This is a genomic window from Segatella copri (assembly GCF_009495355.1).
Classification (GTDB): domain Bacteria; phylum Bacteroidota; class Bacteroidia; order Bacteroidales; family Bacteroidaceae; genus Prevotella.
In genome coordinates, this window is sequence record NZ_VZAD01000040.1 from 43,694 (window position 1) to 57,020 (window position 13,327).

At 47.5% G+C, this 13,327-nt stretch carries 10 protein-coding genes and 1 riboswitch; of the genes, 4 read left to right on the forward strand and 6 right to left on the reverse strand.

Going from position 1 to position 13,327, the window contains the following annotated elements:
• Positions 1–2 precede the first annotated feature (2 nt).
• From F7D20_RS04825 to F7D20_RS04845, 5 genes are all read right to left on the reverse strand, one after another.
• Positions 3–776 (reverse strand): sulfide-dependent adenosine diphosphate thiazole synthase, encoded by a 774-nt coding sequence (locus F7D20_RS04825; RefSeq protein WP_022251642.1) that lies wholly within the window; start codon positions 774–776, stop codon positions 3–5.
• A gap of 79 nt (positions 777–855) precedes the next feature.
• Complete coding sequence (thiC, locus tag F7D20_RS04830) at positions 856–2,445, reverse strand: phosphomethylpyrimidine synthase ThiC (protein ID WP_158463074.1); 1,590 nt, start codon at positions 2,443–2,445, stop codon at positions 856–858.
• A 23-nt stretch (positions 2,446–2,468) separates the two neighbouring features.
• The gene (locus F7D20_RS04835; RefSeq protein ID WP_158463075.1) at positions 2,469–3,092 is read right to left on the reverse strand and encodes a thiamine phosphate synthase; all 624 of its coding nucleotides are present in this window, start codon (positions 3,090–3,092) and stop codon (positions 2,469–2,471) included.
• 76 nt (positions 3,093–3,168) lie between these two features.
• A complete protein-coding gene (thiD, locus tag F7D20_RS04840; RefSeq protein WP_158463076.1) occupies positions 3,169–3,984 on the reverse strand; it encodes a bifunctional hydroxymethylpyrimidine kinase/phosphomethylpyrimidine kinase in 816 nt (271 codons plus the stop codon).
• Between the two features lie 62 nt (positions 3,985–4,046).
• Positions 4,047–4,144: riboswitch (TPP riboswitch) on the reverse strand.
• A 155-nt stretch (positions 4,145–4,299) separates the two neighbouring features.
• On the reverse strand, positions 4,300–5,154 hold the full coding sequence (locus tag F7D20_RS04845; protein WP_022251638.1) for an OmpA family protein: 855 nt from the start codon (positions 5,152–5,154) through the stop codon (positions 4,300–4,302).
• Between the two features lie 534 nt (positions 5,155–5,688).
• Between F7D20_RS04845 and purL the strand changes: the two genes are divergently transcribed.
• The 4 genes from purL (at position 5,689) to F7D20_RS04865 (ending at position 11,132) form a co-directional block, all read left to right on the forward strand.
• The gene (gene purL / locus F7D20_RS04850; protein ID WP_158463077.1) at positions 5,689–9,420 is read left to right on the forward strand and encodes a phosphoribosylformylglycinamidine synthase; all 3,732 of its coding nucleotides are present in this window, start codon (positions 5,689–5,691) and stop codon (positions 9,418–9,420) included.
• Between the two features lie 27 nt (positions 9,421–9,447).
• Positions 9,448–9,999: a chromate transporter gene (locus F7D20_RS04855; RefSeq protein ID WP_158463078.1), complete on the forward strand. Its 552-nt coding sequence runs from the start codon at positions 9,448–9,450 to the stop codon at positions 9,997–9,999.
• A gap of 97 nt (positions 10,000–10,096) precedes the next feature.
• On the forward strand, positions 10,097–10,669 hold the full coding sequence (locus tag F7D20_RS04860) for a chromate transporter (RefSeq protein WP_022253286.1): 573 nt from the start codon (positions 10,097–10,099) through the stop codon (positions 10,667–10,669).
• A 52-nt stretch (positions 10,670–10,721) separates the two neighbouring features.
• Positions 10,722–11,132 carry a hypothetical protein gene (locus tag F7D20_RS04865; protein WP_158463079.1) on the forward strand — a complete coding sequence of 137 codons (411 nt, stop codon included), beginning with the start codon at positions 10,722–10,724 and terminating at the stop codon, positions 11,130–11,132.
• Between the two features lie 347 nt (positions 11,133–11,479).
• On the opposite strand, the gene rmuC is transcribed toward F7D20_RS04865, so the two are convergent.
• Positions 11,480–12,955 (reverse strand): DNA recombination protein RmuC, encoded by a 1,476-nt coding sequence (gene rmuC, locus F7D20_RS04870; RefSeq protein ID WP_228114103.1) that lies wholly within the window; start codon positions 12,953–12,955, stop codon positions 11,480–11,482.
• Positions 12,956–13,327 lie beyond the last annotated feature (372 nt).

Sequence of the window (13,327 nt, forward strand, 5' to 3'; positions counted from 1 at the left end):
AATTACTTCTTCAACTTAGCGATGATAGCATCAGCCACCTTCTTACCAGAAAGCAACATACCACCAAAGATAGGTCCCATGCGTGGAGTGCCGGCAACAGCTGAAGAGGCCATACCGCATACATAAAGACCTGGATAAACCTCACGGGTTCCCTCTACTACCATGCGCTCGCCTTCTATCACATCCAGTGAACGCTCACCGATAACACCACCCGTAGCAGTATCCAACTTGATTCCGTTCTTGCGGGCAACAACCTTGCACATCTCGCTGTCGTGACCCGTTCCGTCGATAACATACTTCGACATGATGTTGAGAGGATCTACGTGCAAGCCTTCACGAAGCACTGGAGTCCAGTTGACAACCACACCACTTACCACATCATTCTTGAAGATGACATCCTCTACCGAGTAGCAGTTGAAAATAGTTGCACCAGCATGTACTGCATGATAAAGCAGCGAAGAGGTACTCTCCACAGAGTCGATAGTGTAAAGACCATCCTCGAAAGTCTCGTAGTTGATATCGAAGTCCTTTACGATGTGCATAGCCTCTTCCTGAATGACAATCTGGTTGAACATCATGGCACCGCCCCACATGCCGCCACCAGGAGAGAGTTTACGGTCAAACTGAGCTACCTTCAATCCTGCCTTAGCCAGATAATAAGCAGCAACAATACCAGAAGGACCTCCGCCAACAATGGCTACATCGAGATCGAGATTACGCTGAAGTTTGTCAAAATAGGTACTGATAATACCTTTGGATACTTGTGTTTCAATCATTTTTTTTAAAGTTTTTTATTTTTTGAAATAAGTTGATTCTAAATTCTCATTGCTCTCTGTTGCATTACAGAGTGTGCGTTTATTCTCCTTTACGTTCCTCGCAGCTCTTCAATGAATGACTGATGCGGGCAGCACAGAAGTTGGGACCGCACATGGTGCAGTAATTGGCATCTACGCTGTTGCTCGTCTTGTAGAACTCCAGCGCACGCTCTGGGTCGAGCGAGAGGTTGAACTGGTCTTTCCATCTGAAGTCATAACGGGCCTTGCTCAGCGCGTTGTCACGTACAGAGGCTCCTGGATGTCCCTTAGCCAAATCGGCAGCATGGGCAGCTATCTTGTAGGTTACCACACCTGTGCGAACGTCTTCCTTCTCTGGCAAGGCAAGGTGCTCCTTCGGAGTAACATAGCAGAGCATGGCTGTACCATACCAGCCTATCATCGAAGCACCTATGGCAGAGGTGATGTGGTCATAGGCGGGAGCTATATCGGTTACAAGAGGGCCCAATGTATAGAAAGGTGCTCCGTGGCATTTCTCTATCTGTCGCTCCATGTTCTCCTTGATCTTGTGCATAGGCACATGACCCGGCCCCTCGATAAACGCCTGTACATTCTTTGCCCAGGCACGCTCCACCAGCTCGCCCATCGTGTCGAGTTCGGCAAACTGGGCTGCATCATTGGCATCGTAGGTTGAACCAGGACGCAAGCCATCGCCCAACGAGATGGCAACATCGTACTTGGCGCAGATATCACAGATATCATCAAAGTGCTCGTAGAGGAAACTTTCCTTCTGATGCACCTTACACCATTTCGAGATGATGCTTCCGCCCCGGCTCACGATACCTGTAAGACGAGTATCCGCCAAGTGGATATTCTTCAGACGGATGCCGCAGTGGATGGTGAAATAGTCCACTCCCTGCTCACACTGTTCGATAAGGGTGTCGCGGAACACTTCCCATGTCAGGTCTTCTGCCTTGCCGTCCACTTTCTCGAAAGCCTGATACATAGGCACCGTACCTACTGGCACAGGACAGTTGCGCAATATCCACTCTCGGGTCTCATGAATATCATTGCCCGTAGAAAGATCCATCAGCGTGTCGCCACCCCACTTGCAACTCCACACGGCTTTCTCCACCTCTTCCTCGATTCCGGAAGTTGTGGCAGAGTTGCCTATATTGGTATTGATCTTAACCAGGAAGTTGGTTCCTATAATCATAGGTTCCGACTCAGGGTGCTTCTTGTTGGCAGGAATGACGGCTCTTCCCTCGGCAATCTCCTTGCACACGAACTCTGGAGTGATGTGAGTCTTGATGCCCAGCTCCTCGCAGTTCATATTCTCGCGGATAGCCACATATTCCATCTCCTCTGTGATGATACCTTTCTTGGCGAAATACATCTGAGTCTCACCCTCCTTGCGGTTCTCTATCCATGACTGACGCAAACGGGGCAAGCCTTTGTTCAGGTCTATTTCCACATTGGGGTCGCTATAGCAACCACTCGTATCATAGATATAGACAGGGGCATTGGGTTCCTCGTGGCGCACATCGCCCTCGAAAGTAACCGTTGGAGTAAGGCGCACCTTACGCATGCCCACTCTGAGGTCGGGGAAGAGTTTTCCCTTGAGATAAACCTTCTCTGAGGAAGGATAGTCAAACTTGATTTTTGTCTTCATTTATAAGTTGTATTAGTTTGTAATCACATGTCATTGTCCGTAGCCGAGATAAAGAGTCTCATCTCTTCTACAGGATTCTCCGCATTTAGGATAGCTCCGCTTACCGCTATTCCTGTCACGCCAGTCTGCATGATGGCAGGAATATCCTGGTGCAGAATTCCTCCAATGGCGACGATGGGGAGCTGAATGTCATGAGCCTTCATCTGTGCCGTGATGTCCCGATAACCCTCCAGACCCAGCACTGGCGACAGGTTCTTCTTGGTAGTGGTAAACCGGAAAGGACCACAACCTATGTAGTCGGCTTCCTGACGAGAAAGCCGCTCCACATCTTCGAAGGTATTGGCAGTGCCTCCGATGATTTTGTTTCGTCCCAACATCTTTCGTGCCTCATCTACAGGCATGTCGTTCTTGCCAAGATGCACTCCGTCGGCACCAGTAAGCCCCACCCACTCCACATGGTCGTCGAGAATGAATGTGGCATGATATTCATCGCATAATCTTCTTATCTTCTTTGCCGCCCGAAGGAAATCTATTTCCATAGCGTCCTTCATGCGCAACTGAATCCAACGGCATCCGCCCTGCAAAGCCAGCTTGGCGCCTTCTACATGGTCGTAACGCTCATTGGAATGGGTTATAAACTGTATCATATTCTTTTTTTGTTTGTTTTCGTATTTTATGAGGGTTTAGGCTTAGTTGCGAAGAAAATATAAATAGGCTTTTTCTTTAGCAAATCTTCAATTTCTCGGGGTTGAAAAAATGGTCGACAGGACCATGTCCTTTTCCTATCTCCACATCCTTGCCTGCCTCTATGGCTTGCGACAGATAATCCTTGGCTTGAGCTATGGCCTGACACATTTCCAAGCCACGGGCCAAGAACGAGGCAATAGCGGAAGAGAGAGTGCAACCTGTGCCATGAGTATTGCGGGTTTCTATCGTGGCATGCTCGTAGACTTCGGTTCTGCCATCGGCAAGATAGAGTTTGTCTATCTTCCTGTCGCCTTCCAAGTGCCCGCCTTTTATCAGAACAGCCTCACAGCCTAACGACAGGATGCGCAGGGCCGCCTGATCCATGTCGTCTGCCGTCTGTATTGAGGTATGAGAAAGTACGGAAGCCTCGGGAATATTGGGTGTCAGCAAGTTGGCCATCGGCAAGAGTTGCCGACAGAAGATATCGAGAGCATCTTGCTGCATGAGCATAGAACCGCTGGTCGACACCATAACGGGGTCGACAACAAGTGTAGTTCCAGGATAAAGTTTCAGCGTATCGGCTATGGTCTGGATAGTGGCCTTATCGTTCACCATTCCTATTTTGACAGTATTGGGCTGTATGTCGTCCATCACAGCCTTGATCTGACCTGCCACAATTTCGGGTTCTATGGCTTGAATGGCCTGAACGCCCTGCGTATTCTGTACAGTAACAGCAGTAATGGCCGATGCCGCATAAACGCCCAATGCCGACATGGTCTTGATATCAGCCTGTACGCCTGCTCCTCCACAACTGTCGGAACCGGCAATGGTCAATGCACAAATATACCTCATTTCAATCTACATTTTTCTTTAGAAGAAGAGGCGTACACACACGTACCTTACAAATAAAAGATAATACGGAATAGAAATATCCCTGCGGCAGCATTATCTGCGTCAGGTTCTATGGGTATAATCTCAGCAGCACAACCGTGCAGCACCCCTTATTTCTTGTTGTTGATTTATTATTTTCGCTTACAAAGATAAGCAATAATCGGCAACGAGCCAACTATTCACGGATAATTTAAGATTTATTCAAGAAAAGAAAAAGGCGCGTCGCAAGTAAAAACCTACGGCACGCCTTAGAAAGATATATCTTAATTCTTCTGTTTACTTATCCTCTGGAGCCTTGTCGATGAGATCCATGAACTGGTCGAGCTTAGGAGTGATGATGATCTGAGTGCGACGGTTGCGCATCTTGCCCACCTCTGTATCGTTGGTTGTCACAGGGTTGTACTCACCACGGCCACCTGCTGTGAGGCGCTTAGGAGATACACCGAAGTGCTCCTGCAGATACTGTACTACAGATGAAGCACGCAGAGCTGAGAGGTCCCAGTTGTTGCGGATGTTCTTCATCTTAGGACTTGTGGTGCTTACAGGTACATTATCGGTATTACCCTCTACCAATACATCGTAGTCCTTATAGTCCATGATGATCTTGGCAATCTTGCTCAGAGTCTCCTGTGCGCGGCTGTTTACCTCATAGCTTCCACTCTGATAGAGCATATTGTCGGCCAAAGAGATGTAAACCACACCCTTGAGTACCTGTACGTCTACTTCCTTCAACTCTTCCTTGCTCAATGAGCGGGTCAGGTTGTTGGTAAGCACCATGTTGAGTGAGTCGCTCTTGCTCTTCACCTCTACCAAGTGACGGATGTACTGGTTAGACTCGTTAATCTGGTCAACGAGCTTCTCGATGCTGATATTGTTCTGGTTGGCGTTGTTCAAACTCTTGTCGAGAGCTGTCTGCATAGAAGAATAGTCCTTCTTCATCTGTGCGAGCTGATCCTCGAGAGTAGTAACGCGAGCCTGTGATGCAGCGAGTTGCTCCTTGGCTGCCTGATAATTACCGGTCAGTTCCTTATTCTCGGTCTGACAATTCTGTAACTCTTTTTTGCTGGCGCAGCTTGTTGCAAGCAGAGCGCCTGCCATTGCGATAATCGCTAAAGTCTTTGTCTGTTTCATATTCTTCTCGTTTATTTTTTGCTTAGTTGATAAAATTAAGTTTTTGTAAAGGGTCTTCCTAAACATTAATTACATGCTTCTTTCATTATGCAAAGTTATGAATAAGACTGGAATAAAAGCCTTTTGTCAAATCCATTTATGGAATTTTAACCACCTTTGAGCCTTTTCTTCTCATTTTTAACGATTTAACACGAATTATGGTCCCTTCTTCATTCACTTTTTCTATCGACAGAAGGCTTCATAGAAGACTCATCCCGGTCATAATAGACGGCAAGGCCTGGTCGTAATAGATGACCGATGCCGGTCATAATAGATGACCGATATCGGCCATCATAGAGACTCCGGCCTGGCCGTCTATGAAGACTGACTACATCCTGCAGAAAAAGAGCGCTGTACATCAAAAACAGGGCAGAAGAAATGCGAAAGTTTGATAAAAAACAAAAAAAACGAGCTTTCTCTTTGTTATCTCTCCTTTTTACACTAACTTTGCAGTCGAAAAGAAATACATTAACAATAAAAAGAGAAAAACTAAGTATGATTCTTTTTTTCAGAACTCCATCCAAGAGTGTGATAGCGACCGAGATTGACCACAAACCATCTCAGGACGAGATCAATGAACTTTGTTGGCTTTATGGTGACGCAACATTAGAGGACGCCCAGCAGTTGCAGGGCTTCTATGTGGGTCCACGCCGTGAAATGATTACTCCCTGGAGTACGAATGCCGTTGAGATAACTCAGAACATGAGTCTTAACGGCATTTCGCGTATTGAGGAGTACTTCCCCGTAGAAAGCGAGGACGCTGAGCACGACCCTATGCTGCAGCGCATGTACAACGGAATAGACCAGAATGTGTTCACCGTCAACCATGAGCCTGAACCCATCAAGTACGTAGACGACCTCGAGAAGTACAACGAAGAGGAAGGCTTGGCTCTCAGCGAGGACGAGATGGCTTATCTCCACAAGTTGGAGAAAGAGAACGGACGTCCTCTTACCGACAGCGAAATCTTTGGCTTTGCACAGATCAACTCTGAGCACTGCCGCCACAAGATCTTCGGCGGACAGTTTATCATCGACGGCAAGGAGATGGAGTCTTCTCTTTTCAATATGATCAAGAAGACCACCAACGAGAACCCCAATAAGATTCTCTCTGCCTACAAGGACAACGTGGCCTTCTCGCAGGGTCCTGTCATCGAGCAGTTTGCTCCTGCCGACCAGACCACCAGCGACTTCTTCCAGGTGAAGGATATCGAGAGTGTCATCTCGCTGAAGGCCGAGACTCACAACTTCCCTACTACTGTAGAGCCTTTCAACGGTGCTGCTACCGGTACTGGCGGTGAAATCCGCGACCGTATGGGTGGTGGTGTAGGCTCATGGCCTATCGCAGGTACTGCCTGCTACATGACTGCTTATCCTCGTCTGAAGGACGACAACGGCAAGAGCGATGTAGAGCGCGACTGGGAAGACATCATGCCAGTGCGCAAATGGCTCTATCAGACTCCAGAGCAGATCCTTATCAAGGCATCTAACGGTGCTTCCGACTTCGGTAACAAGTTCGGTCAGCCTCTTATCACCGGTTCTGTGCTCACCTTCGAGCACGAGGAGAATGGTGAGAAGTATGCTTATGACAAGGTTATCATGCTTGCTGGTGGTGTAGGCTACGGCAAGAAGCGTGATTACAAGAAGGGAGAGCCACAGAAGGGCAACAAGGTGGTCGTTGTAGGTGGCGACAACTATCGCATCGGTCTCGGTGGCGGTTCTGTTTCTTCTGTAGATACAGGCCGCTACAGCAACGGTATCGAGTTGAATGCGGTTCAGCGTGCCAACCCTGAGATGCAGAAGCGTGCTTACAACTTGGTTCGTGCACTCGTTGAGAACGACGAGAACCCTGTAGTCAGCATCCACGACCACGGTTCTGCAGGTCACTTGAACTGTCTCTCTGAGTTGGTAGAAGAATGCGGTGGCGAAATCGATATGTCTAAGTTGCCTATCGGTGACAAGACTTTGAGCGCCAAGGAAATCATCGCCAACGAGAGCCAGGAGCGCATGGGCTTACTCATCGACGAAAAATATATCAGCGAGGTTCAGAAGATTGCCGACCGCGAGCGTGCTCCTATGTACGTGGTAGGCGAGACTACTGGCGATGCTCACTTCAGCTTTAAGCAGGCTGACGGCGTGAAGCCATTCGACCTCGATGTAGCTCAGATGTTCGGTCATACTCCTAAGACTGTAATGGTCGACGAGACCGTAGAGCGCAAATATGAGGATGTAACTTATTCTGCCGACAACCTCGACGAATACTTGCAGCGTGTTCTCCAGATGGAGGCTGTGGCTTGTAAGGACTGGTTGACCAACAAGGTGGACCGCTCCGTAACGGGTAAGATTGCACGTCAGCAGTGCCAGGGTCAGATTCAGTTGCCACTCTCCGATTGTGGTGTCGTAGCACTCGACTACCGTGGCGAGAAGGGTATCGTAACTGCTATGGGTCATGCACCTCAGGCAGGTCTTGCAGATCCTAAGGCAGGTTCTGTACTCTCTGTAGCAGAGTCATTGACCAATATCGTTTGGGCTCCATTGGCAGATGGTATGGACAGCATCAGCCTCTCTGCCAACTGGATGTGGCCTTGCCGCAGCCAGAAGGGTGAGGATGCTCGTTTGTACGAGGGCGTGAAGGCATTGTCAGACTTCTGCTGCGCCATCCACGTGAACGTACCAACAGGTAAGGACTCGCTCTCATTGACCCAGCAGTATCCTAACGGCGAGAAGATCATCGCTCCTGGTACCGTTATCGTAAGTGCTGGTGGTGAGGTTTCAGATGTCAAGAAGGTGGTTAGTCCGGTTCTCGTCAACGACAAGAACTCAAGCCTCTATCACATCGACTTCAGCTTCGACGAGCAGCGCCTCGGTGGTTCTGCCTTCGCTCAGAGCTTGGGCAAGGTGGGCAGCGATGTTCCTACCGTGAAGAACCCTGAGTACTTCGTTGACTGCTTCAATGCCGTACAGGAACTCATCAACCGCGGTTGGGTAATGGCAGGTCACGATATCAGCGCCGGTGGTTTGATTACCACTCTCCTCGAGATGACATTCGCCAACGTAGAGGGCGGTATGAAGATCAACCTCCATGACATAGCCGACAAAGACATCATCAAGACTCTCTTCGCAGAGAACCCAGGTGTTGTCATCCAGGTAAGCGATGCTCATAAAGATGAACTCAAGGCATTCCTCGAGGACAATGGCATCGGCTATGCCAAGATTGGTTATCCAGCTCCAGAGCTCCGCAAGATCATCATCAAGAAGGATGGCTTCGAGCACGAATTCGATATTGACGCCCTGCGCGACAACTGGTACAAGACTTCTTACCTCCTCGACCGCAAGCAGAGCATGAACGGCATGGCTAAGAAGCGCTACACCAACTATAAGAAGCAGCCTATTGAGATGAACTTCGGTTATGGTTTCAAGGGCACACTCTCCAGCTATGGTCTCGATGCCAACCGCCGCAAGCCATCTGGTATCAAGGCGGCAATCATTCGTGAGAAGGGAACCAATGGTGAGCGCGAAATGGCTTACTCTATGTACCTCGCTGGCTTCGACGTGAAGGACGTGATGATGACCGACCTTATCAGTGGTCGTGAAACTTTGGAGGATGTGAACTTCATCGTATTCTGCGGTGGTTTCTCTAACTCCGACGTTCTCGGTTCTGCCAAGGGTTGGGCTGGTGCATTCCTCTACAATCCTAAGGCTAAGGAGGCACTCGACAAGTTCTATGCCCGTGAGGACACTCTTTCACTCGGCATCTGTAACGGTTGCCAGCTGATGGTAGAACTCAACCTCATCAATCCTGAGCACAAGCATCGCTCACACCTCTGCCACAATACCAGCAAGAAGTTTGAGAGCACATTCCTGGGTTTGACAATTCCTCAGAACGACAGTGTGATGTTCGGTAGCCTGAGCGGTGACAAGCTCGGTATCTGGGTAGCTCACGGCGAGGGTCGTTTCTACCTTCCTGAGCCAGAGGATCACTACAATGTGATTGCGAAGTACAACTATGCTGAGTATCCTGGCAATCCTAACGGCAGTGACTACAACGTGGCAGGTATCTGCTCAGCAGATGGTCGCCACCTGGCAATGATGCCACACTTGGAGCGTGCCATCTTCCCATGGCAGAACGCCTGGTATCCGGCCGACCGTCGCAACGACGAGGTAACTCCTTGGATTGAGGCATTCGTCAATGCACGCCAGTGGATTGAAGAAAGAACTTTGAAAAAGTAAAAAGGTAAAAAAGTAAAAAGGTAAAAAATGAATAATAGCGTAAGTTATCTTACATTATTCAAAACATTTACGAAGATTGGCATAGTCACCTTTGGGGGTGGCTATGCCATGATTCCTATTATAGAATCCGAAGTCGTTGACAAGCATCATTGGATGACGAAGGAAGAGTTTCTCGATGCCATCGCTGTGACACAGACTTGTCCGGGAGCCCTGGCCATCAACATGAGTTCCATGCTTGGATATAAGTTGGCAAAATCTCCAGGAGCCATCATCTGCACTCTCGGAGCCTCACTTCCCTCTTTCCTCATCATATTGGCCATCGCCATGTTCTTCCATCAGTTCGAGGACAATAAGGTTGTGGCAGCTATGTTTGCCGGCATTCGTCCTGCAGTCGTTGCCCTGATAGCCGTCCCTACATTCTCACTTGCCAAGAGTGCACACATCACTTTTGCCAACTGCTGGATTCCCATTCTGTCTGCCATGCTTATCTGGCTTCTGCACGTCAACCCCATCTGGGTCATCATTTCCGCAGCCGCAGCTGGCTACATTTACGGCAAGTTCATACTGCCTACAGAATGAAGCCTCTGCTTATATATAATAAGGTGTAAGTCTTCAGAAAAGATGAATCTTCCAAGGTATAGATTTGTCTATTATCGATTCTTAATTATCTATTGATATGATTTTTCTTCAGCTTTTCCTCGTTTTTATCCAGATTGGCATCTTCGGTTTCGGAGGTGGCTACTCTATGATTTCCCTCATACAGGGACAAGTAGTAACACAATACCACTGGATGACGATGCAAGAGTTTACTGATGTCGTTGCCATTTCGCAGATGACACCAGGTCCCATTGGCATCAATGCTGCTACTTATTGTGGCTATACTGCTGTACACAATGCAGGCTTGAGCGAATCAATGGCCATATTGGGAAGTGCAGTAGCTACATTTGCCTTGGTTCTTCCCTCTTTGATTTTGATGATTCTTATCAGCAAGATGCTGTACAAATATATGAACACCACAGCCATACAGAGCATTTTCATTGGTCTTCGCCCCGCCATAGTTGGGCTCGTAGGAGCTGCAGCCCTGCTCTTGATGAACCAAGAAAACTTCTCATCTCCTGCCGACCCCTGGCGATTCTATATCTCTATCGCGCTCTTCCTTGCCACCTTCTTTGGTGTCAAGTTTGTCGGCATCAACCCCATCCGCATGATATGCTACTCTGCTTTTGCCGGATTGCTGTTGCTGTATTAACAGAGATTAAATTCTCCGAAACTGAACGAACATTCAATATATCTACGAAGGAATGAAAAAACTATTATATTTTGCTGCAGTTGTAATTGCTGCCACCGCATCTGTCTCAACAGCCACCAGCTGCAAGTTTGCCCCATCGCAGAATGATGGAGACACAGTGGCTGCCAGCGAATTCTATCCAGAAGACACTTCGGCACTTCATGCCAAAAAGATGGCACGAATAAAGGCTCAGAAGGCCATGACCGACAGTGTGGGAATATACTATATCGGAAGCGGATCTTCTAAGGAAAAACTACAATTGGTTTCCTATCCTTCAAGACGAGACACCTTTGAATACGGAAAGACTCGCCGCATCAAGGTTAAGGGTTGCGCTGATATCAACCACGTGGTACGTGTCGATTTCTATCTCCTCAATGGCAAAGACTCGCTCGTGAAAGCCGTCGAAGAAATCACACAGCAATAACCATACCTCATTTTCAAAAACAAGCCCGTTTATTCCCAAATAAGTCTTCAAATATATTGTCAAGAACTGAAGTTTAGCATGTATGGAAGTTATAGAAGTTAAAGAAGTTATCACTTCACTCGGTCGTTAGAAGTTATAGCCAATAGCCTTTTGGATGTATACTTAGCTACAAAGCATATGGCTCTAACTTCTCTAACTTCTTTAAATTCTTTAACTTCCCCATCTACGAAAGTCGAGTCAAGAATAAGAGAAAGACAAGATTCTCTCATTCTTGACAAAAAAGCGGTGCATTTTTACCTTTTACTCTTTTACCTTTTTTACCTTTTTACCTTTTTACCTTTAAAAGGCTATTCGTCGGAGAGTTCTTTAATCTGCTTCTTAGGTGTAACACCCAGTTTCTTCAGACTCTCTACCCTTCTCATGACATTACCAGCGCCATCATAAAGTTGCTTTTTAGCCTTGTCAAAGGTTCCAGACAGACGGGTTATCAAGTCGCCCACACCCATAAAGGTGTCCTCAAAACCTGCCACCTTATCATACAAGTCTGCTGCAGTCTTCACTATTTTCTCTACATTCTTGTTTTGACGGTCATACTGCCACAGGTTGTATGCCAACTGAAGAGCCATCAGAAGATTGCTGGGCGAAATGATGATAATTTTCTTTTGATAAGCATAACGGCTAAGCTCAGGTTGCTGCTTCATGGCTGCAATATAGCTGGTTTCGTTGGGAATAAACATCAGAACAAAGCCAATGGCATCATCCACCAGCTTGGAATAGTCTTTTTCTGCCAGTTCGTCGATATGTCTGCGCACACTTGCCGCATGCAGTTTCATCAGCCGTTCGCGCTCGCCATCATCTTCTGCCGCTATGGCATCAGAATAGGCAGTAAGCGAAACCTTCGAGTCGATGACTACACTTCTGCCTTCTGGGAATCTTACGATGACATCAGGGCGGAAGTTCTTGCCCTCTTCATCCTTAGTGTTCTCCTGGATAAAGAACTCCTCGTCCTTTCGCAATCCACTGTTCTCGAGAATGGTTTCAAGCACCATCTCACCCCAGTCGCCCTGCATCTTACTATCTCCCTTCAGGGCACGAGTTAGATTAGCAGCATCCGAACCTATCTTCGAAGTCTGCTCCTTCAACAAAGAAACTGCTTGCTGCTGCTCCTGCTGAAAGAGTTTCATTGTAGCCTCAAAGGTGTTCTGCAGTTCTTTCTTGTTCACTTCGTTCTGAGTCTTGCTTTCCTCAACCGACTTTTTGAAGTCTGCAAACTGTTCCTTGATAGGCTTCAATAGTTCATCCATCTGCAGACGGTTGTTCTCCTGCAAAGCCGATTGCTTGGCAGCCAGTTGCTCTGCAGCCACTTTCTGATGTTCTGCATTCATGCGCTGCATGTCTTGCTTAAGCGTTTCCATCTTCTGCGCCCATTGCTGGTCGCTCTCGGCACGCAGTTTGGCAGCATACTGGCGTTCGCTCTCCATCTGTCCCTTCAGCGACTGCATCTCCGAAGCATGTGCTTCCCTCAATGCCTGCATCTCTTCGGCATGATGGGCTCTCTCATTCTTTAGGATAACATCATAATGTTCCTTCAGATTTTCTTTCTCCTTCTCTGCCTGCTTACATAATACTTCTTTTTCCTTCTCTGCCTGCTGGCGCACCTGGTCGGTCAGGCTCTTAACCTGTTCCATCTCTGCCGCCAACACTTGAGCCTTTGCCACAAGCTGTGTTTTCTCCTCGCTTGCAGTTTTCGCAGCCATCAGCTTGCCAAGAAAGAAGCCTACGATGATGCCGATAATAATGGCTATGATAATGATGATTTCCATTGTTTTGTTTATTTCTTGCGTTTACTCGATTCAACATATAAGGACTCTCATCCCTACAATTACCAGACGCAAAGGTACACTTTTTCTGACGAATATCCAAGCCCCCATCTTTTTTTTAACCAAGAAATGCCATAGCAACCGTTTTAAAGTCAAATGCACGACTGTTTCACTACAGCCGTGCATTCTATAAGTTTTCACATACAAATGTTAACTAAAAATTAAACAAATTATTTTTCAACAAATCTCAGAGGTGTACGGCAAGCGTATCGGTGACCGATTGAAAGAGACAACCGAGATTGTCCCTCTCTTGAATGGCTCATACAGAGGCTAAAAAACAATAATTGTTCATAAATGTCAAGCCAATGCTCAATG